Genomic DNA, 24,997 nt, shown 5'->3' on the forward strand with positions numbered 1-24,997 from the left:
CGGGCGGGGGCTCTCCCGCCCCGTCTTGCCGCAGGGCGCGAAGCCCATTACAGTTGCGCAAAGCATGAGCGAATGCTCAACCATGGCCGAACGCTCCATTCCATGCAAGGGGCCCGGCCCGGCACCCCACGGAGACACCTGACATGACCATGAACCGCGTCATCAACCAGCCCGACCTCGTGGTCGAGGACATGCTCACCGGCTGGCTGGCCGCCCACAGCGACACCCTGCGCGCCAGCGCCCACAACCCCCGGGTGGTGCAGCGGGTGCAGGCACCCGAGCGCGGCAAGGTGGGCATCGTCACCGGCGGCGGCTCGGGCCACGAGCCGGCGTTTTTGGGCTATGTGGGCGACGGCCTGTGCGACGCGGTGGCCATTGGTGAAATCTTCTCCTCGCCCACCGCCAAGAGCTTTTTGGACGCGATGCGCGCGGCCGACGGCGGCGCGGGCGTGGCCTGCCTGTATGGCAACTACGCCGGCGACAACATGAACGTGAAGATGGCCGCCGAGATGGCCGCCCGCGAGGGCATCGCCGTCAAGACCGTGGTGGCCAACGACGACGTGCCCTCGGCCCCCAAGGGCGACGAAGCCCGCCGCCGTGGCGTGGCCGGCGAGATCCTGATGTGGAAGGTGGGCAGCGCCAAGGCCGACACCGGCGCCAGCCTGGACGAGGTGATTGCCACCGCCCAGAAGGCCATCGCCCGCACCCGCAGCATCGGCGTGGGCCTGTCGTCCTGCGTGATCCCGGCGGTGGGCCACGCCAACTTCCACATCGCCCACGGCACCATGGAAGTGGGCATTGGCCACCACGGCGAGCCCGGCATTGACGTGCGCCCCACCGCCACCGCCGCCGAGATGGCCGAGATGATGCTGAAGGTGTTGCTGCCCGATTTGCCTTTCATCGGCGAAGGTGTGGCCGACCGGCGCGTGGCCGTGCTCATCAGCGGCCTGGGCGCCACCCCGGTGATGGAGCAGTACATCCTCTATGGCGAGGTGGCCAAGCGCCTGCAGGCCCAGGGCCTGACGGTGGCCGTCAACTTCGTGGGCAACCTGTTCACCAGCCTGGAGATGATGGGCGTCACGCTCACGCTGATGCAGCTGGATGACGAGCTGGAGGCGCTGCTGAAGGCGCCTTGCCGTTCTGTGGGGATGACGGTGGGCTTGACCGTGGGTCAGGTGGGTGGCGGTGAACGCACCGCCCGCGACTTCAGCCGCAACGCCACAGCCGCAGCGGCCACCACCGCCGCGGGCCCCGCCGCCCGCGCCGCCGTGGCCCCGCGTGCCGTCAGCGGCCCCACGGTGGACCTGGCCACCTCGGGGGACGTGGTGCGCGCCCTCATCACCACCATCGTTGAAAACCGCCAGTACCTCAGCGACATCGACGGCCTGATCGGCGATGGCGACCACGGCATCAACATGGCCAAGGGCTTCACCGGCTGCGGCACCCGGCTGGACGGCCTGGGCGCGGGCGCCGCCGTGCTGCCCGCCGCCTTCGAGCAGCTCTCGCAGGCGCTGATGGACGACATCGGCGGCTCCATGGGCCCGCTCTACGGCCGCTTCTTCCTGGGCTTTGTGAACACCCTGGAAGGCCAGCCCGCGCTGGACGCCGCCCTGTTTGGTGACGCCCTGGCCGCCGCCGTGGCCAACGTGCAAGGCATGGGCAACGCCCAGGTGGGCGACAAGACCCTGATCGACACCCTGGTGCCCGCGCTGGCCGCCTACCGTGAGGCCCAAGCCGGCGGCGCCGGCTTCTCGGCCGCGCTGCAGGCCATGGCCGACGCGGCCGAGGCCGGCAAAGAAAGCACCCGCGCCCTGCAGGCCCGCATTGGCCGCTCCGCCCGCCTGGGCGCCCGCAGCATCGGCGTGCTGGACGCCGGCGCCACCTCCTGCGCGCTGATCCTGCAAGCCCTGGCCCGCGCCCTGCGCGAGCGCCTGCCGGCCTGACGCCCTGCGGCGGGTGGCGTGCGGCCTGCGTGCCGGCCTCGCCGCCTCCGTCTTCTTCTTGCTCCCCATCCGGCTGCCGCCTTGCCCTGGCGCACGCGGCCGGCGCCCCCACGTCCGAACGCACCGCCCCATGACAAGCACCCTCTCCACCCCGTCCACCCCCAGTCGCACCACCCTGGCCCACGCCCTGCGCGCCCTGGCCATGGACGCCGTTCAGCAAGCCAACTCCGGCCACCCCGGCATGCCCATGGGCATGGCCGACATCGCCGAGGCCCTGTGGCGCCACCACCTGCGCCACGACCCGGCCCAGCCACAGTGGCCGGGCCGCGACCGCTTTGTGCTGAGCAACGGCCACGGCTCCATGCTGCTGTACGGCCTGCTGCACCTCACCGGCTACGCGCTGTCCATCGACGACCTGAAGGCCTTCCGCCAGCTGCACAGCAAAACCCCTGGCCACCCCGAGGTGGGCTACGCCCCCGGCGTGGAAACCACCACCGGCCCGCTGGGCCAGGGCATTGCCAACGCCGTGGGCATGGCGCTGGCTGAAAAGCTGCTGGCCGCCGAGTTCAACCGCCCCGGCCATGCCGTGGTGGACCACCGCACCTGGGCCTTTCTGGGGGACGGCTGCCTGATGGAAGGCGTGAGCCACGAAGCCTGCGCCCTGGCCGCCACCTGGGGCCTGGGCAAGCTGGTGGCCTTCTGGGACGACAACGGCATCTCCATCGACGGCCACACCGACGGCTGGTTCAGTGAAGACGTGCCCGCCCGCTTCGAGGCCTATGGCTGGCGGGTCATCCGGGGCGTGAACGGCCACGACCCCGCTGCGCTGGACGCGGCCATTGCCCAGGCCACCGCCCAAACCGAGCGCCCGGTGCTCATCTGCTGCCGCACCACCATCGGTTTTGGCTCGCCCCACAAGGCTGGCACGCACGACAGCCACGGCGCCCCGCTGGGCGCTGCCGAAATTGCCGCCACCAAGGCCGCGCTGGGCTGGCCGCACGGCCCCTTTGAGGTGCCCGACACCGTCTACGCCGCCTGGAACGCCCGCGAAGCCGGCGCCGCCCGCCGCGCCGACTGGCAGCGCCGCCTGGACGCCTACGCCGCCGCCCACCCCGCGCTGGCCGCCGAGCTGCAGCGCCGCTGGGCCGGCGCCCTGCCCGAAGGCTTTGCCGCCACCGCCGCCGCCGCGCTGGCCCGTGTGGTGGACAAAGCCGAGACCGTGGCCAGCCGCAAGGCCAGCCAGAACGCCATCGCCTCGCTGGCGCCGGCCCTGCCCGAGCTGCTGGGCGGCTCGGCCGACCTGACCGGCTCCAACCTCACCAATTGGCCCGGCTGCGTCAGCGTCACGCCCGAGCGCCTGCGCGCCGGCCAAGGCGGCAACTACCTGCACTACGGCGTGCGCGAGTTCGGCATGGCCGCCATCCTCAACGGCGTGGCCCTGCACGGCGGCTTCAAAGGCTTTGGCGGCACCTTCCTGATGTTCAGCGAGTACGCCCGCAACGCCCTGCGCATGGCCGCGCTGATGAAGCTGCCGGTGGTGCAGGTCTTCACCCACGACAGCATTGGCCTGGGCGAAGACGGCCCCACCCACCAGCCGGTGGAGCAAACCGCCACCCTGCGCCTGATCCCCAACATGGACGTTTGGCGCCCCGCCGACGCGGTGGAAACCCAAGTCGCCTGGACCCTGGCCCTGCAGGCCAGCGACCACCCCAGCTGCCTGGTGCTGAGCCGCCAGAACCTGCCGCACCAGCCGCGTGACGCCGCCCAGGTGGCCGCCATCGCCCGCGGCGGCTATGTGCTCAAAGAGGCCGAGGGCGGCGCGCCGCAGGCCGTGATCGTGGCCACCGGCTCTGAACTGGGCCTGGCCGTGGCCGCCCAGGCCGCGCTGGCCGCGCAAGGGCTGGCGGTGCGTGTGGTCTCGCTGCCCTCGTGGTTCCGCTTCCAGCGCCAAGACGCCGCCTGGCGCGACGCCGTGCTGCCCCCGGGCCTGCCGCGCGTGGCGGTGGAAGCCGGTGCCACCGGCTGGTGGGGCCAGGTGGTGGGCCTGAACGGCGCCGTGGTCGGCCTGGACAGCTTTGGTGAGTCGGGCCCCGCGCCCGCGCTGTTCCAGCACTTCGGCATCACCGCCGAGGCCGTGGCCCGCGCCGTGCGCCGCGTGCTGGGTTTGGGCCACGGCGATCAGCCCAGCCGTGTGGCCGCCGTGGCCCGCCACGGCCAGCAAATCTGGCTGGACCAGCTCTCGCGCAGCCTGGTGGCCAGCGGCGCGCTGCACACCTGGGTGGAACAGCACGCCGTGGCCGGCGTGACCAGCAACCCCGCCATCTTCGCCAGCGCCCTGGCCAACGACCCGGCCTACGCCCCCGCCCTGGCCGCGCTGCGCAACGAAGAGCCCGACCTGGAGCGCCGCTTTGAGCGCCTGGCCATCCCCGACGTGCAAGCCGCTTGCGACGTGCTGCGCCCCGTCTACCAGCGCAGCGCCGCCGCCGCCGGCTACGTGAGCTTTGAGGTCTCGCCCCGCTTGTCACGCGATGGCGAAGGCACCCTGGCCGCCGCCCGCCGGCTGTGGGCCGAGATCGGCCGGCCCAACGCCATGATCAAGATCCCGGCCACGCCGGAGTGCCTGGGCGCCATCAGCGCCGCGCTGGCCGAGGGCATCAACATCAATGTCACGCTGATCTTCTCGGCCGCGCAGATGAACGCTGTGCTGGCCGCCTGTACCGAAGGCCTGGCCCGCCGCCACGCCGCCGGCCTGCCGCTGGACCGCGTGCGCGCCGTGGCCAGCCTCTTCGTCAGCCGGGTGGACACGCTGCTGGACGCGCAACTGCCCGAAGGCTCCCCGCTGCGCGGTGAGCTGGGCTTGGCCAACGCCCGCGCCGCCTACGCCGACTGGCTGGACCGCTTTGGCGGCAGCGCCTTTGCCGCGCTGCGCGCCGCCGGCGCCCACCCGCCGCTGTGCCTGTGGGCCAGCACCGGCGTGAAGAACCCCGCCTGGCGCGACACCCGCTACGTAGAAGGCCTGATCGGCCCGGACACCGTCAACACCGTGCCCGACGCCACCCTGGCCGCCTTTGCCGACCACGGCCAAGCCGCCCGCACGCTGGACACCGCGCTGCCCCAGGCCCGCGCCACCCTGGCCGCCGCCGCAGCCGCCGGCGTGGACCTGAGCGCCGCCGGCGAACGCCTGCAGGCCGAAGGCCTGGCGCAGTTTGAGCAGGCCCTGGAGCGTCTGCTGCAATCGGTGGTCTGACCGGCCCGGCACGCCGCCCCACCCCCAGGAGCCCCTTGAGATGACCTCATCCGCCCCCCGCATCGACGCCGTCGTCTTCGACATGGACGGCATCCTCATCGACTCCGAGGTGCTCTGGCGCCAGGTGCGCGAGGAGTTTGCCGCCGACCACGGCCTGGTCTGGTCCGCCGAAGACCAAGAATCCACCATGGGCTGCAACACCCGAATGTGGAGCCGCATCATGGTGGAGCGCCTGCAACTGCAAGAACGCCTGGGCATGGACGACGCGGCCATCGCCACCGAAATCAAGGCCCGCCTGCTGCGCAAGTACCAAGCCCACCTGCCCGAGCGCGAAGGCGCTGTGGCCGCCGTCAAGCGCGTGGCCCAGCACTACAAGGTGGCCCTGGCCTCCGGCTCGCCCAACGAGCTGGCCACCTACGTGATGCAGGCCACCGGCCTGGACCAGGTCTTCCTGGCCGCCACCTACGGCGACGACGTGGTGCACGGCAAACCCGCGCCCGACATCTACCTCGACGTGCTCGCCAAGATCGGCGTGGCCCCCGAGCATGCCGTGGGCGTGGAAGACAGCGGCAACGGCATCCGCTCGCTGCGCGCCGCCGGCATGGCCATCATCGCCGCCCCCGGCCCCGAGTTCCCCCTGAGCGAAGACGTGCTCGCCCTGGCCGACGTGCGCATTGACGAGATGCACCAGGTGACGCCCGAGTTGGTGCAACAGGCCATGGCCCAGCGCGTGCAGCGCTGAGCGCCTTCACCTGACCCTTCCCACCCGGCCGCGCCCTGCGGCTGGGCTGGCCCCCGCCTGGGGGCCTTGACGACCCCGGTCCGCCCTGGACCGCCGTGGGTCGCGCTGGCGCTGGCTTGAACCCGCGGAGGCCGCCCCGGCGGCGCGCCTGGGTGGCCTCCGTCGTGCGGTGTCTGGCGTGATCTGCCAGGAGAGGCCGCGATCCGCCGCGTGGTGTGCGTTTTCGCAAGCCGGTATGCGCCTCCTGAAATTGCATATCACTTGAGCAATTTCTCAAGCCAAAACAAGCCTTTGAGCGTGTGTAACGGGTGGGAAAACCCCCTCTACGCCGCGCTTGACCCGGGTTGCGTGGGCTCCACACAATGAACAACATTGCAGCAGCTGATCAATTGTTCAAAAGACGCTGCAGACCTTCCGATCCCACCCGCTTCACGCGCTTCCCAGACCTTCCGAGACCCTGCCATGGACTCCGAACACAGCCTCTCCATCCGCGCCGCCTGGCTGGCCTACGTGGGTGGCTACACCCAAGAGCAGATTGCCGAGCGCCTGGGTGTGTCGCGCATCAAGGCGCAGCGTCTGGTGGCCGCGGCCATGCAGAACGGGCTGGTGAAGTTCTGGGTGGAGGGCGTGCCGGCCGAGTGCATGGCGCTGGAAGACGAGCTGATGAAGACCTTTGGCCTCAAGCGTGCGGTGGTGGTGCCCAACACCCGCGATGAGGACGACGGCGACGAGCCGGGCAGCGAAATGGCGGCGCTGGCGGTGGCCGGCGCCCGTTACCTGGTGCGCGAGCTGGAGGCCGGGCAGCTGCGCGCGGTGGGTGTGGGCCACGGCCGCACGCTGGCCGCGCTGGTGGATCGCCTGCCCAAGCTGAGCCTGCCGGACATGCGCTTTGTCTCGCTGCTGGGCAGCCTGACGCGTTCGTCCGCCGCCAACCCCTTTGACGTGATCGCCCGGCTGGCCGAGCGCACCGGCGGTGAGTGCTTCTTCCTGCCCGTGCCCTTCATCGCCGACAGCCAGGCCGATGCCGAGGTGCTGCGCGCCCAGCGCGGGGTGCAGCAGGTGTTTGGCCTGATCCGCGACTGCCAGCTGTGTGTGGTGGGCGTGGGCGACCTGGGGCCCAACGCCCACCTGCAGCGCACCCATTCGGTGACGGCGGCCGAGCGCCAGGCGCTGATCGACGCCGGCGCCGTGGGCGAGGTGGCGGGCCGATTCGTCACCGCCGAAGGGCGGATGGTGGACAGCGAGATGAACGGACGCGCCGTGGGGGCGTCGCTCGAAGACCTGCGGGGCCGCGAAGTGCTGGCCGTGGCAGGTGGAACGTACAAGGCCGGCGCCATCCGCGCCGTGCTGCGTAGCGGTGTGCTCACCGCTCTGATCGTGGATGAGGCCACTGCGCGGCAGGTGCTTCGCCCGGAGGTGTCGGCGCGCTGAAGGCAGGGCTCCCCCCTGCCGGCACGCCGGTTTGAGACGTCATTGAAACGCTACCGAGGAGACAAAAGAATGTCCGACGCACTGAAGGCCCTGGCACGGGCCTGCCATGAGAACCGACTGGGCCGGCGCGAATTCCTGACCCGCGCCAGCGTGATGGGGTTCTCCACCACCGCGGCGGGCCTGGCGCTGAACGCCGTGGCCACCGACGCCCTGGCCCAAGGCGGGGTGAACTTCAAGAAGCACAGCGGCAAGACCATCAAGCTGTTGCTCAACAAGCATCCCTACGTGGATGCGATGCTCAAGAACATCGAGAACTTCAAGGCGCTGACCGGCATCAACGTCACCTACGACATCTTTCCGGAGGACGTGTACTTTGACAAGGTGACCGCCGCCCTGGCCAGCAAGAGCAGCCAGTACGACGCCTTCATGACCGGCGCCTACCAGACCTGGAAGTACGGCCCGGCGCGCCAGATCGTGGACCTGAACACCTTCTTGAAGAACCCGGAGCTGACCTCGTCGGCCTACGCCTGGGACGACATCTACGAAGGCCTGCGCACCTCCACCGCCTGGGACGGCAAGGCCGGCTCGCAACTGGGGGCCGCCGGGGCCAAGCAGTGGGCGCTGCCCTGGGGCTTTGAGCTGAACTCGCTGACCTACAACAAGAAGGCGCTGGACGGCATGGGCATGAAGGCGCCCACCAATCTGCCGGACCTGATCGACAAGGCCAAGGCCATCAGCAAGGCCGGCAAGATGTACGGCATCGGCGTGCGCGGCAGCCGCTCCTGGGCCACCATCCACGCCGGCTTCCTGTCGGGTTATGTGAACTACGGCGGCAAGGACTTCACCAGCGCCGGCGGCAAGCTCACCCCGGCCATGAACAGCCCGCAGAGCAAGGCCTTCCACAAGATGTGGGTGGACATGCTCAAGAACGGCGGCCCGAAGAACTGGACCAACTACACCTGGTACGAGGTCGGCAACGACCTGGGCGCCGGCCAGTCGGCCATGATTTTTGACGCCGACATCCTGGGCTACTTCATGAACGGTGGCGGCAACAAGGAAGCGGGCAACCTGGCCTTCAGCGGCTTCACGCCCAACCCCGAGGCCAAGGCCCCCACGCCCAACATCTGGATCTGGTCGCTGGCGATGAGCGCCTTCTCCAAGCAGCAAGAAGCCGCCTGGTTCTTCATGCAGTGGGCCACCGGCACCGACAACACCACCTTCGGCGCCACCAAGGGCGACCTGGTCAACCCGATCCGTAAGTCGGTGTGGGCCAACCCCGAGTTCCAGCAGCGCCTGGAAAAGAGCTATCCCGGCTACCTGAAGCAGTACCAAGACTCGATCACCAACGCCAAGATCCACTTCACGCCGCAGCAGCTGTTCCCCGAGTTCACCACCGACTGGGCGGCCATGCTGCAGCAGATGTACGGCGGCCAGATCCCGGTGGACGAGGGCCTGGACAAGCTGGCCGAGTCCCTGACACGCAAGCTCAAGGACGTGGGCCTGGCCTGATGGCCTGAACCAGGCCGCGGCGGCCCGACGGGCCCTTGCCGGGGCCCGTGCGGTGCCTGCCGGCCCGCGCCGCCGGGGTGCGCCGCACCCCACTCCGCCTCCTGTTGAAGACCCGCCACCCGCCGCCACGCGCGGGTGGCCGGGCCCGCCTGCGCCCACCGCCCGGCGCCGCCGGCCCGCCCAGACCCGAAGGGGTTGCCGCCATGCCCACGCTCTCCATTCCCACCCCTGAGCCGCGCCGCCGTCCGCTGCGTCTGCAGGCCCTGCTGCCCTACCTGCTCAGCCTGCCGGCGCTGCTGGTCTGCATCGGCATCCTGGTGCCGTTCTTCACCGCCGTCGGCTACTCCTTCCAGCGCTACAACCTGTCGTTCCCCGACGCCCGCGCCTACGTCTGGTTCGACAACTACATCAGCCTGTTCACCGATCCGGCCTTCTGGAACACGGTGCGTGTGTCGCTGACCTACACCGTGGCCACGGTGGGCGTGCAGCTGCTGCTGGGCCTGGGCATCGCCCTGCTGCTCAAGGAGCGCAACCGGGTCAACAACCTGATGAGCGTGCTGCTCATCCTGCCGCTGATGGTGGCGCCGGCCATCGCCAGCCTGATGTGGAAGCTGATGACCAACCCGGGCTTCGGCGTGCTGAATTTCCTGCTGCGTCAGGTGGGCGTGGAGGACTTTGGCTGGAGCAGCCGCCCCGAGACCGCCATGTTCACCGTGGTGCTGGTGGACACCTGGGTCTACACCCCCTTCATCACCGTGCTGCTGCTGGCCGGCCTGCGCGCCCTGCCGCGCCAGCCCTTTGAAGCCGCCGAGCTGGACGGCGTGCCCGCCAGCTTCGTGTTCTTCCGCATCACCCTGCCCATGCTGGCGCCCTACATCCTCACGGCCGGCATGTTCCGCATGCTCGACTCGATCCAGCAGTTCGACATCATCTATTCGATGACCCAGGGCGGCCCGGGCGACTCGCTCACCGTCTTCCAGGTCCAGGCCTATCTGGAGGCCTTCAGCTTCTCGAACATCGGCAAGTCCGCCGCCCTGGTGCTGGTGCTCTGGGCCATCACCTACGCCCTGTCCACGGTCTTCATCAAGCACTGGCTCAAGCTGCGCCAGCGTGCCCGTGGCCAGGCCTGACCCCACCCTCACCGGAGCGCTTCCATGAACACCGCAACGCTTGCGCGCACCGGCCGCGCCGTGGCCCTCACCGTCGTCGGGCTCTTCTTCCTGTTCCCCTTTGTGTGGGTGCTGTTGATGAGCTTCATGACCAATGCCGACATCCTGCGTAGCACGCCCACGCTGGCCTTCAGCCCCACGCTGGACAACTACACCTCGCTGATCCGCGGTGAGCTGAAGACCGATGTGGGCACGCTCACCAGCGACTACATGGTCAACCTCGGCAACAGCCTGCTGCTGTCCAGCGCCTCGGTGCTGCTGTCGCTGCTGCTGGGCGTGCCGGCGGCCTATGCCTTCGCCCGCTTCAAGTTCCGCCTGGGCGAAGACATCGCCTTCACGCTGCTGAGCTTTCGCTTCGCCCCGCCCATCTTGGTGCTGCTGCCGCTGCAGCTGTATTTCCAGGAGATCGGCCTGTATGACACCTACCTCGGTCTGATCTGGGTCTACCAGCTGATCACGCTGCCGCTGATCCTGTGGATCGTGCGCGGCTACTTCGAAGACCTGAGCCCCGACATCGAGCACGCCTACCGCCTGGACGGCCACAGCTGGCTCAAGGCCTTCTTGAAGATCGCCATCCCGCTGGCCCGCCCGGGCATCGCCGCCGCCGGTCTGCTGGCCTTCATCTTCGCGTGGAACAACTTCGTCTTCGCGCTGATCCTGGGCAGCTCCAGCGTGCAGCCCGTCACCGTGGGGGCGCTGGCCTTCATCACCGCCTCGGGCATCCAGTACGGCCAGATTGCTGCGGCGCTGATGCTCAGCGTGCTGCCCACCGCCACCATCGCCCTGTTCGCCCAGCGCTACCTCGTCGAGGGCCTGAGCATGGGTGCCGTCAAGGGATGAACGTGAATTCGCCAGGAACCCCCATGTCCTACCTCCAGATTTCCGGCCTGAGCAAGGCCTTTGGCAAGAAGCAGGTCCTCGACGGCCTGGACCTCGATGTGCGCCGCGGCGAATGCCTGGTGGTGTTCGGCGGCTCGGGCAGCGGCAAGACCACGCTGCTGCGCCACATTGCCGGGCTGATGGCGCCCGATGCCGGCACGCTGCGCCTGGACGGGCGCGACCTGTCCGAGCAGGGCCCCGAATCGCGCGGCGTGGCCATGGCCTTCCAGAATTTCGCGCTCTACCCGCACCTCAGCGCCTTCGAGAACATCGCCAGCCCGCTGCGCGCCCGGGGCCTGGACGAAGACACGCTGCGCCAGCGCGTGCAGGAAACCGCCCGCCTGCTCAAGATCGAGCACGTGCTCACCCACCTGCCGCGCCAGCTCTCCAACGGCCAAAAGCAGCGCACCTCGCTGGCCCGCAGCCTGGTGCACAAGCCGCCGGTGCTGCTGCTGGACGACCCGCTGCGCAACGTGGACGCCAAGCTGCGCTTTGAAATGCGGCTGGAGTTCCCCAAGCTGTTCAAGGCCTCCGGCGCCACCGTGCTCTACGTCACGCAGGATTACCGCGAAGCCCTGGCCCTGGGCGACCGCATCGGCGTGCTCGAAGGCGGCCGTTTCCAGCAGATCGACACCCCCGCTGGCATCTACCGCAACCCGCGCACCCGCCAAGTGGCGCGCCTGTTTGGCGACCCGCCGATCAACCTGTTTGAGGTCACGCCGCAGCGTGTGGCTGGCGGCATGGCGGTGGAGATTGCCGGCCAGCCGCTGCTGCTGCCCGACAGCCGCACCGACCTGGCCGGCCAGCCCTGCGTGCTGGGCGTGCGCCCGGAAGACGTGATCTTCAGCACCGCGCCCGAGGCCGGCGCGCTGCCGGTGGCGCTGGAGGCGGTGATGCCCATCAACGTGCGCACCGTCACCCTGCTCAAAGCCGGCAGTGTGGAGATCCTGGCCAGCCGCCCCGAAGACCCCGAGCTGGCCGCCACCCGCGAGCGCGTGCCCGGCTTTGCCCGCCTGGCGCCCGGCCGCAGCCTGTTCTTTGACCGCGCCACCGGCGCGCGGCTTTGAGCTCCATCCCCCGACTCACCCCACCCCACGGAACACCCCATGGCTGCGCTCACCCTGGAACAGGTCAGCAAGATCTACCGCGAGAAGGGCAAACCCGACAACCGCGCCGTCAAGTCCCTCAACATGAGCATCCACGACGGCGAGATCATCTCGCTGCTGGGCTCCTCGGGCTGCGGCAAGACCAGCACGCTGCGCATGGTGGCCGGCTTCGAGTCGGTCAGCGAAGGCAGCATCCGCCTGGGCGAGCGCGTGCTCAATGACCTCAAGCCCGCCGAGCGCAACGTGGCCATGGCCTTTGAAGGCTATGCGCTCTACCCGCCGCTGACGGTGCGCGACAACATCGCCTTCTCTCTGCTGCGCGGCAAAACCCCCGCCGCCGAGGTGCAGCGCCGCGTGGCCCATGTGGCCGCGCTGCTGGAGATCACCGACATCCTCGACGCCTACCCGCCCACCCTGAGCGGCGGGCAGCAGCAGCGCGTCAGCCTGGCCCGCGCCCTGGTGCGCCAGGCCGAGCTCTACCTGCTCGACGAGCCCATGAGCCAGCTGGAGCCGCAACTGCGCGCCGTGCTGCGCGGACGCATCAAGGAGTACCTGATCGAGCACCGCATGACCTCGGTCTTCGTCACCCACGACCAGACCGAGGCCGTGGCCCTGAGCGACCGCATCGCCGTGATGAGCGGCGGCGTGCTGCAGCAATTCGCCTCGCCTGAAGACCTGAAAGAGCGGCCCGCCAACCTCTTTGTGGCCGGCTTCATTGGCGAGCCCGCCATGAACCTGCTGCCCGCCCGCCTGCACCTGGACGGTGGCGAGCTGCGCGCCGTGGTCACCGCCCACGGCAGCACCGCCGCCGCCTTGAGCGTGCACTTTGGCCCGCTGGCCCGCCTGCCCGAAGCACAGGCCATGGCCCTGCATGAAGGGCAAGCCGTGCACCTGGGCGTGCGGCCGCACAAGGTGCGCTTAGGGAGCACGCACAGCGCCCAAGGCACCGAGAGCGCGGCCCAAGGCCAGCTGTCCTTCAACCAGTGGCAGGGCGACCAAAGCCATGTGGGCGTGGAGTTGGGCGGCCACACCCTGCTGGTGGTGACCGATGGCGCGGTGGACCTGGCCGAAGGCGCCCCCGTGAACCTGGCGCTGCCGCTGTCGGCCCTGCACCTGTTCGACAGCGCCAGCGAGCAGGCCCTGGTGCACGGTGCCGATCTGCGCTGAGCCCACACGCCCACCTCACCCATCCGCCCGCCGCGCCCCCTTTCGGAGACCCGCATGACCCCGGCCCCCGACCTCCTCATCGGCATCGACGCCGGCACCTCGGTCATCAAGGCCGTGGCCTTTGACCTGCAGGGCCGCCAGATCGCCGTGGCCAGCACGCCCAACACCGTGCGCCTGAGCCCCGGCGGCGCCGCCGAGCAGGACCTGGACCGCACCTGGGCCGACACCGCCGCCACCCTGCGCGCCCTGGGCGAGCAGGTGCCCGACCTGGCCCGCCGCACCCTGGCCCTGGCCGCCACCGCCCAGGGCGACGGCACCTGGCTGATCGACGCCGCGGGCCGCCCCGTGGGCCCCGCCCTGCTCTGGCTGGATGGCCGCAGTGCCGCGCAGGTGCAGGCCCTGCGCGCCAGCCCGGCCCATGCCGCGCTGGTGGCCCGCACCGGCACCGCCCTCAACCCCAGCCTGCAAAGCAGCCAGCTGCTGTGGCTGCAGGCCCAGCAGCCCGAGCGCCTGGCACGCGCCGCCACCGCGCTACACGCCAAAGACTGGCTGTACTTCTGCTTCACCGGCGAGCGCGCCACCAGCCCCTGCGAAGGCGTCTTCACCTTTGGCGACTGGCGCCAGCGCGCCTACGCACCCGAGGTGCTGGCCACCCTGGGCCTGGCCCGCTGGGCCCACCTGCTGCCCCCGCTGGTGGACGGCACCCGCCACCACGCCCCGCTCAGTGCGGCGGCGGCGGCCGACTGCGGCCTGCGGGCCGGCACCCCGGTGGCCCTGGCCATCATGGACGTGCCGGCCACCGTGCTGGGCGGTGGCGGCGTGGCGGTGGGCGAGCACGGCGCGCTGCGCCGCGTGGGCTGCTCCATCCTGGGCAGCACCGGCATGCACGGCTGGGTGAGCGACCAGCCCGCCGACATCCAGCCCAGCACCGAGGCCGGCTACACCATGGCCATGCCGCTGCCCGGTGCGCAGGTGCGGCTGATGTCGCACATGGCCGCCACGCTCAACATCGACTGGCTCCTGGCCTGGCTGGCCGAGGCCGCGCAGTTCATGGGTGCCACCGTGCCGCCACGCGCTGAGCTGCTGCAGCGCCTGAACGCCGCCGTGCTGGAGGCTGCACCGGGCCAAGCCCTGTTCCACCCCTACGTGGCTGAGAACGGCGAACGCGGCCCCTTTGTGGACGGCCACGCCCGCGCCCAGCTCAGCGGCTTCACCACCCGGCTGGGCCTGGGTGGCACAGCGCGTGCGGTGTTCGAGGGCATTTGCCTGGCCGCCCGCCACTGCTACGAGGCCCTGGGCCCGCTGCCCGAGGAAATCCGCCTGAGCGGTGGTGCCGCCCGCAGCCCGGCCCTGCGCCAGCTGCTGGCCAGCGTCACCGGCCGGCCGGTGCGGGTGTCGCACCGCGAGGAATGCGGCGCGGCCGGTGCTGCCCTGTGCGCCGCCGTGGCCGTGGGCGTGGTCCCCAGCCTGCGCCACGCCCTGCCGGACTGGGTGGACGCCCAGCTGGGCGCCCGCGTCACCGCCCCCGACCCGCAGCACACCGCCCTCTACGACGCCCTCATGCCCGTCTACCGCCAGCAGGCCGAGGCCGCCCGCCCCGGCTGGGCGGCCCTGGCGGCGGCCCGCCAAGCCCACGACGCCCACGACGCCCGTGCCGCGGCGCTGTCCTGAACCTTCTCCCCCCCTTCCTCACGGATCACTCCCCATGTCCGCACTCCGCATCGCCGTCATCGGTGACCGCTTCATGAAGGCCGATTTCTTCACCCAGGCCCTGCAGGCCGCGCTGCCCGGCCACGCGCTGGACCTGCGCACCCTGGAGCTGGACTGGCCTGACGTGCCCATGGCCCACGGCTACGCCGGCCAGGCCAGCGACCCCGAACTCAGCGGCCTGCGCGAGTACCTGGGCGAGCCCGCCGCGCTGGCCCGCTTCATTGGCGATGCGCAGGTGCTGGTCAACCACCTGGCACCGGTCACCGCCGGCCTGCTGGACCGCTGCCCGGCGCTCAAGTTCATCGCCGTCTCCCGCGGCGGGCCGGTCAACATCGACATGGCGGCGGCGCGCCAGCGCGGTGTCACCGTGGTCAACGCGCCGGGGCGCAACGCCAGCGCGGTGGCCGAGTTCACCCTCGGCATGATCCTGGCGCAGACCCGCCTGATCACCGCCGGCCATGTGGCCCTGGCCCAGGGCGAGTGGCGCGGCGAGCTCTACCGCGCCGACCTCACCGGCGATGAGCTGTGCAACCAGACCGTGGGCTTGATCGGCTACGGCCACATCGGCCGGCGCGTCACCAAGCTGCTGCGCCCCTTGGGCTGCCGCGTGCTGGTGCACGACCCCTACGTCAGCCTCGATGAGGTGGACCGCGCCGCCGGCGTGGCGCAGGTGGACTGGGCCACGCTGCTGGGCCAGAGCGACATCGTCTCGCTGCACGCCCGTGTCACGCCCGAAACCACTGGATTCTTGAACGCCGCCGCCTTTGCGCAAATGAAGCGCGGCGCCACCTTCATCAACACCGCCCGCGGCCCCATGGTGGACTACCCCGCGCTCTACCAGGCCCTGGCCAGCGGCCACCTGCGTGGCGCCGGGCTGGAGACCTTTGGCGTGGAGCCCTGCGAGCCCGACGACCCCCTGCTGCGCCTGCCCAACGTCACCCTCACGCCGCACATCGCCGGCGCCTCGCTGCAGACCGTGCGCGTGGCCGCCGCCATGGTGGCCGATGAGCTGCGCCGCCACCTGGCGGGTGAGCCGCTGCAGTACCCCTGCTGAGCCGTGGCTGTGCTGGTTTGAGCCCCGCCCCGGTCCCCCTCTCCAACCCCCCTCCGCCATGAACGCCCCCCTGTCCCCCCGTGTGGCCGCCGGTGCCCATGCCGGCCCTGTGGCTGGTGCCTCGGCTGCCGCCGCCTCGGCGCACGCCCTGCTCGCCCAGGCCGCCCGCGCTGCCGCGCAGGCCCCGGCCGCGCCCGGCCTGCCGCCGCTGGACCTGGCCGCCAGCGCCCTGAACCCGGCCCAGCGCCAGCGTGACCTGGCCCGCGCCCAAGACAGCGTGGCCGACGTGCTGGTCATCGGCGCCGGCGTCACCGGGGCGGGCGCCGCGCTGGACGCCGCCGCCCGTGGCCTGAAGGTGGTGCTGGTGGAGGCGGGTGACGTGGCCACCGGCACCTCCTCGCGCTCGGGCAAAACCTTCCACGGCGGCCTGCGCTACCTGGAGCAGCTCAACTTCCGCCTGGTGGCCCACGCCATCGCCGAGCGCGACCTGATGCTGCACACCCTCTGCCCGCACATCGCCTGGCCCGAGGCGTTTGTGTTCCCGCTGGGCGCGGCCTGGGAGCGCCTGTACGTGGGCGCCGGCGTCACGCTCTATGACCTGTTCGGCCTGCGCCACCGCGCCGTGCCACGCCAGCGCCACTTCAGCCGGCGCGGCCTCAAGGCCCATTTCCCCAGCATCGACGACACCCGCGCCGCCGGCGGCATCCAGTACTACGACGCGCTGATGGACGAAGCCCGCCACACGCTGGCCGTGGCGCGCACCGCCGCCGGCCTGGGCGCGGCCGTCATCTCAGGCGCGCCGGTGGTGGATTTCCTCAAGGCCGCAGACGGCGCCGTGCAAGGCGTGGTGGTGCGTGATGCCGACACCGGCCAGCGCCACACGCTGCGGGCCCGCGCCGTCATCAACGCCGGTGGCGTGTGGGCCGACGAGCTGCAGCGCCTGGCCGGCGCCAGCACCTTCCGCGTGCAGCCGGCCAAGGGCGTGCACCTGCTGCTGCGCGGTGAGGCCATCGACGCGCAGGCCGGCATCCTGGCCCGGGCCGACGACTCGGTCATCATCGCCCGGCGTTGGTACGGCCAGTGGCTGGTGGGCACCACCGACACCCCCTGGGACCGCGACAAGGGCCGCCCTGTGGCCGAGGCCGCCGACGTGCGCTACCTGCTGGACAACCTCAACCGCTACCTGTCGCGTAAGGTCACGCTGGACGATGTGCTGGGTACCTTTGCCGGCCTGCGCCCGCTGCTCAAGCCGGTGGAAGGGCAGGGCACCACCAGCGCCCTCTCGCGTGACCACGCCGTGCTGCCTGGGCCGGTGGGGCTGACCACCATCGTCGGCGGCAAATACACCACCTACCGCCGCATGGCCGAAGACGTGGTGAACGCCGCGCTGGCCGGCCCCGGCGCGCCACCGGCCGCCCGCCCCTGCCCCACCGCCCAGCTGCCCCTGCTGGGCGCCACCGCCTGGGCGAGCCTGCGTGACGAGGCCCCGCGCCTGGCCCGCACACTGGACCTGCCCGAGCCCACCGTGCGCCTGCTGCTGGGCCGCCACGGCGACCAACTGGCCGCCGTGCTGGCCCACGCCGCAGAGCAGCCCGCACTCGCCCGCCCGCTGCCCGGTGCCCCGCGTGTGCTGGGCGCCGAGGTCTGCCACGCCGTGGCCGCCGAAGGCGCCCGCAGCCTGGAAGACGTGATGGTGCGCCGCCTGCACCTGGCCTGGGAGCTGCCCGACGGTGGCGACGCCGTGGCCCCTCAGGTGGCTGCCCTCATCGCCCCGCTGCTGGGTTGGAGCGCCGAGCAGACCGCCGCCCAGGTGGCCGACTACCGCGCCTTTGTGGCCGGCGAGCGCGCCGCCCTGGCGGCGCTGCGTGCTGAAGCCAGCCGCCCCGCCACGGCCTCGGCGGCCTGAAGGAGCCCGGCCATGTCCACCCCGATGACAAGCCCTGCCCACGCGCACGCGCCCGCCCCGGGCGCCACCGCCGCGCGTGACCCCGCGCTGCACAGCGCCACCGGCGACACCCTGGACGCCGCTGAACTCGCCGCCCGCCAGGCCCTGATCGCCCATGCCCGACGCCTGGGGCCCAGCGGCCTGTCCGCCGGCACCTCAGGCAACCTCTCGCTGCGCTGGACGCGCGCTGGCACCCCCGGCCTGCTCATCACCCCCAGCGGGGTGGACTACGCCGCGCTGCAGCCCGAGCACCTGGCCTTCATGCGCCTGGAAGACGGGCGCTGGGGCGGGCCGCTCAAGCCCTCGTCGGAATGGCGCTTTCATCTCGACATCCTGCGCGCCCGGCCCGAGGTGCAGGCCATCGTGCACGCCCACCCCACCCACGCCACCGCGCTGGCCGTGCAGCGCCGCCCGCTGCCCGCCTTCCACTACATGGTGGCCCAGGCCGGCGGGCGCGACATCCGCTGCGCCGACTACGCCACCTACGGCACCGCCGAGCTTTCGGCCAACGCCCTGGCCGCCTTGCAGGACCGCCACGCCTGCCTGCTGGCCAACCACGGCCTGATCGCCACCGGAGCGCGGCTGGAGGCCGCCTTCCACCTGGCGCTGGAGGTGGAGGCGCTGGCCCGCCAGTACCTGCTGGCGCTGGCCACCGGCACCCCGGTGATCCTGCCCGACGACGAGATGGACCGCATCCTGGTGGCCTTCCGCCACTACGGCGCGAATGCGCAAAACGCCGACGCCAGCGGAAACGGTCAGGGCGCCCCCGCCGCCGCCGCGCCATGACCCCCTCCGCCTCCCTCACCCCGCTGGCCGTGGGCCTGGACCTGGGCACCTCCGGCGTGCGCGCCGTGGCGCTGGACGCCGCCGGCGCCCTGCGTGCCCAGGCGCGCGTGGCCCTGCCGGCCCCGCTGCGCCAGCCCGGGCCGGACGGCCTGGAGACCCTCACCCAAAACCCCGCCCTGTGGTGGCAGGCGGTCCGGCAGGCCTTGGCCGCGCTGGTGGCCCAGCTGGGCCCCGCCGCCCGTGGCGTGCGCACCCTGGCGGTGGACGGCACCTCCGGCACCTTGCTGATGACCGACGCCCACGGCCAAGCCCTGGGCCCGGCCTGGATGTACGCCGACGCCAGCGCCCCGGCCGAAGCCGCCCGCGTGGCCGCCTGCGCCCCGGCCGACAGCCCGGCGCGTGGCGCCGCCTCGCCCCTGGCCCGCGCCCTGCGCCTGTGCCGCCTGCACCCGCAGGGCGCCCACCTGCTGCACCAGGCCGACTGGATCGCTGCCCAGCTGCGCGGCCCGCGCCCGGCCGGCCCGGCGCCCTTGGCGGTGAGCGACGAAAACAACGTGCTCAAGCTCGGCTTTGACCTGCAGGCCTGCGCCTGGCCCGACTGGTTCAGCGCCTTGCAGGCGCAGGAGGACGCCGCCGCCCTGACCACGGCGCCGGGCGCTCGCCTGCAAGCGGCGCTGCCGCTGGTGCTGGCCCCCGGCACACCGCTGGGCCCCTTGGACCCCGGCGTGGCGGCCGCCTTGGGCCTGCCGCCCGACACCCTGGTGGCCGCCGGCACCACCGACGGCGTGGCCGCCTTTCTGGCCACCGGTGCCTGTGCCGTGGGTGACGGCGTGACCTCCCTGGGCAGCACCCTGGTGCTCAAGCAGCTTTGCGCCCAGCCGGTGCAGGCCGCGGCCTGGGGCGTGTACAGCCACCGCCTGGGTGGGCCCGGCGGCCTGTGGCTGGCCGGCGGCGCCTCCAACAGCGGCGGCGCGGCCCTGCTGCAGCACTTCAGCGCCGCCCGCATGGCCGAGCTGACGCCACGGCTGCGCCCCGAAGAGCCCACCGGGCTCGACTACCACCCGCTGGCCGGCGTGGGCGAGCGCTTCCCGGTGAACGACCCCGCACAAACCTCGCGCACCACGCCGCGCCCGGACGACGATTTGCGCTTTTTCCAGGGCCTGCTGGAAGGTGTGGCCGGCGTGGAGGCCCTGGGCTACCAGCGCCTGGCCGAGTTGGGCGCCGGCCCGCTGCGCCGCGTGTTCAGCGTGGGCGGCGGCGCCCGCAACCCCGGCTGGACCACGCTGCGCCAGCGCCGCCTGGGCGTGCCGTTGTGCCAGCCCCCGCACGACGAAGCCGCCTGCGGCGCCGCCCGCCTGGCCTGGCAGGCGCTGGGCCACACGGTGGGGCCCGCAGGGCCAGCCGATACCCCTTGAGACCCCTCACGCCCCGCCCGACCCCCACCTGCCTGTGCCATGACCGCCACGCCCCCCGTCCCTTTGGCCGTTCCCGCAGCGCACACCGATCGCGCCGCCACCCCGCGTTTCTTGGACACCCTCTCCGAGCTGTTGACCCAGGCGCCGCAGTACGAGGGCTTCATCGTCGACCAGTTTGGCGTGTTGCATGACGGCCGCCACGCCTACCCCGGCGCCGCCCAGGCCCTGGCCACGCTGCGCGCCCAGGGCAAGCGGGTGCTGGTGCTCAGCAACTCCGGCAAGCGGGCGGCCGACAACCAGCGCCGACTGGCCGCCTTTGGTTTTGGCGCCGACCAGATCGACGGCGTGCTCAGCTCCGGCGAGCTGGCCCATCAACAGCTGGCCGCCGCCGCGGTTTGGCCTTTTGCCGGCGCGCGGCGCCTGTGGGTGGCCGAACCTGAGGCGGATGCGCCCCTGTTGGCCGGCCTGCCCCACACCCTGGTGGCCCAGCCCGAAGATGCGGACCTGCTGCTGCTGGCCAGCCTGCGCGAAGACCTGGACCTGCCTGCGCTGCAGGCCCGGCTGACGCCCGCCGCCCAGCGCGGCGTGCCCCTGGTGTGCGCCAACCCCGACCTGCAGCGGCTCACCGCCCGGGGCCTGCAGCCCAGCTGCGGCGCCGTGGCCCAGGCCTACGCCGCGGCCTTGCAAGCCACCGGGGGATCGGCCGACGAGGCCGAGCGCCGCGTGCTCTGGCTGGGCAAGCCCCACGCCCCCATTTACGCCGCCTGCATCGCCCAGCTGCACGCCTGGGGCGCCACCCGCCTGCTGGCCGTGGGCGACTCCCTGGCCCATGACGTGGCCGGCGCCGCCGCCGCCGGGCTGGACAGCTGCCTCATTGCCGCCGGCCTGCCCGCCACCGCCTTCGGCCTGCCCGCCCACGCGGCCGACCATCCTGTGGACAAGGCTGTGGATGCCTGCAGGATCCATGGCGGGGACAAGACCGTGCACAGCCCTGAGGACAAGCCTCTGGACAAACCGGCGTCTGCACCAGGGTTGCACCCGCACTGGGCCGCCCTGGGGGCCGACCCCGCACGCCTGCACACCACGCTGCGGCAACTGCTGGCCGAGCCCGAAGCCGCGCACGCCCCCTCCCCCACCTGGGTCCTGCCCCGCCTAGCCTGGTGAGCCGCCCCACCGCCCTCTGCCCTTCTTGTCCACACCCCTCGACCATGCCCCACGCCCCCACCGCCGCGCCCGACCCGGCGCTGGCCACCCTGGCCCAGCTGTCTGCCCGGCTGGGCGCCGACCCGGCCCTCATCCAGGCCGCCGGCGGCAACACCAGCCTCAAGCAGCCCGACGGCACCCTCTGGGTCAAGGGCAGCGGCCTGTGGCTGCGCGACGCCCGAACGCGGCCGATGTTCGTCCCCGTGGACGGCGCAGCGGTGCGCGCCGGCGTGCGCGCCGGCCTGGCCGACCCCGTGGGTCCGGCCCTGAGGCCCGACGCCGCGGCCACCGGCCTGCGGGCCTCCATCGAGACCACCCTGCACGCCCTGATGCCCCACGCCGTGGTGCTGCATGTGCATGCGGTGGACGCCATCGCCTGGGGGGTGCTGCCCCCCGCCCCAGGTGAAGGCCTGCAAGGGCCACCCCTGGGCCTGGCCGCCGCACTGGCCGCCTTCCGCTGGACCTGGGTGCCCTATGCCCGGCCCGGACTGGACCTGACCCGGGCCGTGGCCGCCCGGCTGGACGCCGCCCTGCCGGGCCAGGGCCCGGACGTGCTGCTGCTGGCCAACCACGGCCTGGTGGTGGGCGGCGACACCGCCGAGATGGCCGCCGGCCGCCTGACCGGGGTGGTCAGCGCCCTGCGCCGCCCGCTGCGCCCGCTGCCCGCGGTGGACACCTCAGCGCTGGCCGCCCTGGCGCAGGCCAGCGACTGGGCGCTGCCCACCCATGCCCGGGCCCACGCCATAGCCGCCGATGCGGCCCACCTGCGCCGGGCCCAGGCGGGGGTGCTCTACCCCGACCACGTGGTCTTCCTGGGGGATCAGCTGGCCACTGCCCCCTGCCCCCCACACGCCACCACGGCCCTCGCGGCCCTGCCCGCATGGGCGCACTGGCTGGCCGGCCCGGCCCACCAGGCCGGCCCCCAGGGCGGCCGCCCCCCGGTGGTGGCCCTGCCGGGTCTGGGCGTGCTGGTGCGCCCCGACCTGGGCGAGGCCGCGCAGGAAATGCTGGCCTGCTGGAGCGACGTGCTGCGCCGCCTGCCCGACACGCCCGAACCCCGCTGCCTGCCGCCCGCCGAAGCCCACGCCCTGGCGAACTGGGAGGCCGAGAAGTTCCGCCAGCAGCAGGGACGCTGAGGCGTCAGCGGGTCAGCCGCCCGCCAGCCCTTGCATCCGCTGCGCCAGCGCCACATCCCGCGCGGTGACCTGACCGCCGGCGTCGTGGGTGTTCAGCCGCACGCTGACCCGGTTCCAGACATTGGACCAATCGGGATGGTGGTTCAGCGCCTCGGCGGCCACCGCGCAGGCGCTCATGAAGCCCCAGGCGGCGGCGAAATCCGCAAAGCGGAACTCGCGGCACAGGGCACGGCCGTCCTCGGCCAGCGCCCAGCCGGGCAGGGTGGCCAGCGCGGTTTGGATCTCGCTGGGGGTCAGGGGCGTGGCGTGGGACATCGCAGGCTCCGGTGTGCGGCAGTGGCCATGTCCGGATTGAACGGCGAGCGCCTTGACCTTGGCGTCATCCGTGTTTTCAGCGCGGCGCGTACATCACCCGCAGCTCCGCCTCGAAGCGGGCCATCAGGTTCAGGCGCTTGAGCTTGAGTGTGGGGGTGAGCATCGTGTTCTCGATGGTCCAGGGCTCGGTGCTCAGCACCACGGCACGCGGCACGGCATACCGCGGGAAGCTGGCGGCCTGGGTGGCGATGCGTTGCAGCGCCACCTCCAGCACGCGCGGGTGGCGCAGGCTGGCCGGGTCGGCGGCGGGCAGGCCCAGGGTGGTGGCCAAGCGGGCCCATTCCACGGCGTTGACCACGGCCACGGCGCCAATGAAGGGCTGGTTCTCCCCCACCACAAAAACCTGCTCGAACAGCGGGTCGGCGGTGATGGCCAGCTCCAGGTCGGCGGGGGGCACTTTCTCGCCGGTGGAGGTGACGATGATTTCCTTGATGCGGCCGCGGATGTGGATGCGCCCGCCGACGATCTCGGCCTGGTCGCCGGTGCCCAGCCAGCCGTCGGGGCTGAGGATGCGGGCGGTGTCTTCGTCACGGTTCCAGTAGCCGCGCATGACCGAGGCGGCGCGCACCTGCAGCTCGCGGTTCTCGCCGATACGCACGTCCACGCCGGGCAGGGGGCGGCCGACGCTGGCCGGGTCGTTGTCGGTGAGGCCGTTGGCGGCCACCACGGGGGAGGTTTCGGTCATGCCGTAGCCCTGCAGCAACGGCAGGCCCAGGCCGATGAAGGCGCGGGCGATGGCCGGCGGCAGCGGCGCCCCGCCGCTGACGGCCACACGCACCCGGCCGCCAAAGCGGGCCAGCACCGGACGCGCCACCACGCGCTGCAGCAGGGGCCAGACCAGGGCATCCCACCAGCGCGGGGCGCCGTCGGCATCGGGCGGCAGCCCCTGTGCGGCACGGAAGCGCCGCCAGCCCACGGCCTGGGTCAGCGCCATCAGCCGGGCCTTGGCGGGCGCGGCGGCCAGCAGCTCGGTGATGCGGGCGTTCACCCGCTCGTAGATGCGCGGCACCGAGATCAACACCGTGGGCTGCTGGCTCACCAGGTCTTCGGCCAGTTGCGGCACGGAGCGGGCATAAGCCACGCAGCTGCCGGCGGCAATGGCCAGGTAGTAGCCGGCGGTGCGCTCAAAGGTGTGCGACAGCGGCAGGAAGGACAGGAAACGGTCGGTCTCGGTGGGCTGCACCCGCCCCAGCACCGACTGCACATTGGCCAGCACGTTGCGGTGCGTGAGCATGACGCCCTTGGGCTTGCCGGTGGTGCCGGAGGTGTAGACGATGGCGGCCAGGTCGTCCGGCCCCGGGCCCTCCCCCAGCGGGGCCGCAGCCTGCTCGCCGGCCTGCAGCCAATCGGCCAGGGCCCGGGCAGGCACAGCGGCGGCAGGATGGCCACCCAGGTCCAGGGTAGGTGCCACGCCGCCTTCGGTGACGATCACCGCCTGCAGCGCGGGCAGCGGTGTGCCCACGGCACAGATGGCATCCCACTGGGCACGCTCGCGCACCACCAGCAGCGAGGCGGCACAGTCGGCCAGGATGTAGGCGATGGAGGCCGGGTTGTCGATGGCGTGCAGCGGCACCGGCACCGCCCCTTCGGCCAGGGTGGCCTGGTCGATGCTCATGGCGTCCAGGCCGTTGGGCAGCAGGATGGCCACCCGTGCTTGGGCGGGCAGGCCACCGGCGACCAGGGCACGGCGCCAACGCATGACACGCGCCCCGGTGGCCTGCCAGTTCAGGTGCGTCCAGCACTGCGCGGTGGCGTCGTAGGCGCGGTAGGCCTCGCCCTGCGGGGTCAGGGCGATGCGCAGGGCCAGCAGGGCCGGCAGGGTGCGGGCAGCGCCTACCGGGCCGGCCGGCACGGCACCCGCACAGGCGGTGGACGAGGAGTCGGCGGGCTGGGCCGGGGCGGGACGTGGGACGTGCATGGGGGGCGACAGGTCAGGGTGCCGGCCGGCCCGCCGGCCGGGTGAGGCGGGGGCCAGGACAAAATAGAACGATCGTTCGACGCAAATTCTGCCAGCGGCGACACGGGCACCGGGTCACCGCGGCGACCCACGGACCGCCGGGGCCCGTCGGCGGCCGCGCCCCCCCCCAGCCCAAGGCGAAAGCCTTCATGCGCCGCGCCGATAATCCTCGGAACCCACCGGCGAAGAGGCCGCCGCCCTGACGCGCAGCGCCAGCCCCGCG

17 protein-coding genes and 2 pseudogenes are annotated in these 24,997 nt (G+C 72.3%); 17 read left to right on the forward strand and 2 right to left on the reverse strand.

What is annotated here, in order from left to right:
• The first annotated feature begins 143 nt into the window (after positions 1 to 143).
• The 17 genes and pseudogenes from dhaL (at position 144) to G3A44_RS24145 (ending at position 22,442) form a co-directional block, all read left to right on the forward strand.
• Complete coding sequence (dhaL, locus tag G3A44_RS17110; RefSeq protein WP_163458967.1) at positions 144 to 1,943, forward strand: dihydroxyacetone kinase subunit DhaL; 1,800 nt, start codon at positions 144 to 146, stop codon at positions 1,941 to 1,943.
• 130 nt (positions 1,944 to 2,073) lie between these two features.
• Positions 2,074 to 4,104, forward strand: a pseudogene (tkt, locus tag G3A44_RS17115) (transketolase); the annotation flags it as partial.
• A 36-nt stretch (positions 4,105 to 4,140) separates the two neighbouring features.
• Positions 4,141 to 5,190, forward strand: a pseudogene (gene tal, locus G3A44_RS23670) (transaldolase); the annotation flags it as partial.
• A gap of 40 nt (positions 5,191 to 5,230) precedes the next feature.
• Entirely contained in the window at positions 5,231 to 5,932 is a 702-nt protein-coding gene (locus G3A44_RS17120; protein WP_163458969.1) for an HAD family hydrolase, read from the forward strand.
• A gap of 462 nt (positions 5,933 to 6,394) precedes the next feature.
• Positions 6,395 to 7,363, forward strand: coding sequence for a sugar-binding transcriptional regulator (locus tag G3A44_RS17125; RefSeq protein WP_163458970.1), 969 nt, complete (start codon positions 6,395 to 6,397; stop codon positions 7,361 to 7,363).
• Positions 7,364 to 7,432: 69 nt separating this feature from the next.
• Positions 7,433 to 8,872: an extracellular solute-binding protein gene (locus tag G3A44_RS17130; RefSeq protein ID WP_163458971.1), complete on the forward strand. Its 1,440-nt coding sequence runs from the start codon at positions 7,433 to 7,435 to the stop codon at positions 8,870 to 8,872.
• Positions 8,873 to 9,075: 203 nt separating this feature from the next.
• A complete protein-coding gene (locus G3A44_RS17135; RefSeq protein WP_163458972.1) occupies positions 9,076 to 10,002 on the forward strand; it encodes a carbohydrate ABC transporter permease in 927 nt (308 codons plus the stop codon).
• 24 nt (positions 10,003 to 10,026) lie between these two features.
• On the forward strand, positions 10,027 to 10,881 hold the full coding sequence (locus G3A44_RS17140; protein ID WP_163458973.1) for a carbohydrate ABC transporter permease: 855 nt from the start codon (positions 10,027 to 10,029) through the stop codon (positions 10,879 to 10,881).
• 23 nt (positions 10,882 to 10,904) lie between these two features.
• A complete protein-coding gene (locus G3A44_RS17145; protein ID WP_163458974.1) occupies positions 10,905 to 11,987 on the forward strand; it encodes an ABC transporter ATP-binding protein in 1,083 nt (360 codons plus the stop codon).
• Positions 11,988 to 12,026: 39 nt separating this feature from the next.
• A complete protein-coding gene (locus G3A44_RS17150) occupies positions 12,027 to 13,193 on the forward strand; it encodes an ABC transporter ATP-binding protein (RefSeq protein ID WP_163458975.1) in 1,167 nt (388 codons plus the stop codon).
• Positions 13,194 to 13,247: 54 nt separating this feature from the next.
• On the forward strand, positions 13,248 to 14,864 hold the full coding sequence (locus G3A44_RS17155; protein WP_163458976.1) for an FGGY-family carbohydrate kinase: 1,617 nt from the start codon (positions 13,248 to 13,250) through the stop codon (positions 14,862 to 14,864).
• 34 nt (positions 14,865 to 14,898) lie between these two features.
• Complete coding sequence (locus G3A44_RS17160) at positions 14,899 to 15,957, forward strand: 2-hydroxyacid dehydrogenase (RefSeq protein ID WP_163458977.1); 1,059 nt, start codon at positions 14,899 to 14,901, stop codon at positions 15,955 to 15,957.
• Positions 15,958 to 16,015: 58 nt separating this feature from the next.
• Entirely contained in the window at positions 16,016 to 17,863 is a 1,848-nt protein-coding gene (locus tag G3A44_RS17165; protein WP_163458978.1) for a glycerol-3-phosphate dehydrogenase/oxidase, read from the forward strand.
• Between the two features lie 12 nt (positions 17,864 to 17,875).
• Positions 17,876 to 18,688, forward strand: coding sequence for a class II aldolase/adducin family protein (locus G3A44_RS17170; RefSeq protein WP_310734402.1), 813 nt, complete (start codon positions 17,876 to 17,878; stop codon positions 18,686 to 18,688).
• A complete protein-coding gene (locus G3A44_RS17175; RefSeq protein ID WP_163458979.1) occupies positions 18,685 to 20,103 on the forward strand; it encodes an FGGY-family carbohydrate kinase in 1,419 nt (472 codons plus the stop codon). The genes G3A44_RS17170 and G3A44_RS17175 overlap by 4 nt, the downstream gene beginning before the upstream one ends.
• A gap of 111 nt (positions 20,104 to 20,214) precedes the next feature.
• Complete coding sequence (locus G3A44_RS17180) at positions 20,215 to 21,267, forward strand: TIGR01459 family HAD-type hydrolase (RefSeq protein ID WP_163458980.1); 1,053 nt, start codon at positions 20,215 to 20,217, stop codon at positions 21,265 to 21,267.
• Between the two features lie 44 nt (positions 21,268 to 21,311).
• Complete coding sequence (locus G3A44_RS24145) at positions 21,312 to 22,442, forward strand: class II aldolase/adducin family protein (protein ID WP_163458981.1); 1,131 nt, start codon at positions 21,312 to 21,314, stop codon at positions 22,440 to 22,442.
• Between the two features lie 12 nt (positions 22,443 to 22,454).
• On the opposite strand, the gene G3A44_RS17190 is transcribed toward G3A44_RS24145, so the two are convergent.
• Positions 22,455 to 22,757, reverse strand: coding sequence for a 4a-hydroxytetrahydrobiopterin dehydratase (locus G3A44_RS17190; protein WP_163458982.1), 303 nt, complete (start codon positions 22,755 to 22,757; stop codon positions 22,455 to 22,457).
• A 76-nt stretch (positions 22,758 to 22,833) separates the two neighbouring features.
• Positions 22,834 to 24,735, reverse strand: coding sequence for an AMP-dependent synthetase/ligase (locus G3A44_RS17195; protein WP_163458983.1), 1,902 nt, complete (start codon positions 24,733 to 24,735; stop codon positions 22,834 to 22,836).
• Positions 24,736 to 24,997: the final 262 nt, after the last annotated feature.

Origin of the sequence: Ideonella livida, assembly GCF_010499455.1 — a bacterium.
Lineage (GTDB): Bacteria > Pseudomonadota > Gammaproteobacteria > Burkholderiales > Burkholderiaceae_C > Ideonella > Ideonella livida.

Excerpts from the sequence above, each read along its gene's own strand:
- dhaL (WP_163458967.1), top strand. The coding sequence starts at position 144 with ATGACCATGAACCGCGTCATCAACCAGCCCGACCTCGTGGTCGAGGAC.
- G3A44_RS17120 (WP_163458969.1), top strand. The coding sequence starts at position 5,231 with ATGACCTCATCCGCCCCCCGCATCGACGCCGTCGTCTTCGACATGGAC.
- G3A44_RS17125 (WP_163458970.1), top strand. The coding sequence starts at position 6,395 with ATGGACTCCGAACACAGCCTCTCCATCCGCGCCGCCTGGCTGGCCTAC.
- G3A44_RS17130 (WP_163458971.1), top strand. The coding sequence starts at position 7,433 with ATGTCCGACGCACTGAAGGCCCTGGCACGGGCCTGCCATGAGAACCGA.
- G3A44_RS17135 (WP_163458972.1), top strand. The coding sequence starts at position 9,076 with ATGCCCACGCTCTCCATTCCCACCCCTGAGCCGCGCCGCCGTCCGCTG.
- G3A44_RS17140 (WP_163458973.1), top strand. The coding sequence starts at position 10,027 with ATGAACACCGCAACGCTTGCGCGCACCGGCCGCGCCGTGGCCCTCACC.
- G3A44_RS17145 (WP_163458974.1), top strand. The coding sequence starts at position 10,905 with ATGTCCTACCTCCAGATTTCCGGCCTGAGCAAGGCCTTTGGCAAGAAG.
- G3A44_RS17150 (WP_163458975.1), top strand. The coding sequence starts at position 12,027 with ATGGCTGCGCTCACCCTGGAACAGGTCAGCAAGATCTACCGCGAGAAG.
- G3A44_RS17155 (WP_163458976.1), top strand. The coding sequence starts at position 13,248 with ATGACCCCGGCCCCCGACCTCCTCATCGGCATCGACGCCGGCACCTCG.
- G3A44_RS17160 (WP_163458977.1), top strand. The coding sequence starts at position 14,899 with ATGTCCGCACTCCGCATCGCCGTCATCGGTGACCGCTTCATGAAGGCC.
- G3A44_RS17165 (WP_163458978.1), top strand. The coding sequence starts at position 16,016 with ATGAACGCCCCCCTGTCCCCCCGTGTGGCCGCCGGTGCCCATGCCGGC.
- G3A44_RS17170 (WP_310734402.1), top strand. The coding sequence starts at position 17,876 with ATGTCCACCCCGATGACAAGCCCTGCCCACGCGCACGCGCCCGCCCCG.
- G3A44_RS17175 (WP_163458979.1), top strand. The coding sequence starts at position 18,685 with ATGACCCCCTCCGCCTCCCTCACCCCGCTGGCCGTGGGCCTGGACCTG.
- G3A44_RS24145 (WP_163458981.1), top strand. The coding sequence starts at position 21,312 with ATGCCCCACGCCCCCACCGCCGCGCCCGACCCGGCGCTGGCCACCCTG.
- G3A44_RS17190 (WP_163458982.1), bottom strand. The coding sequence starts at position 22,757 with ATGTCCCACGCCACGCCCCTGACCCCCAGCGAGATCCAAACCGCGCTG.
- G3A44_RS17195 (WP_163458983.1), bottom strand. The coding sequence starts at position 24,735 with ATGCACGTCCCACGTCCCGCCCCGGCCCAGCCCGCCGACTCCTCGTCC.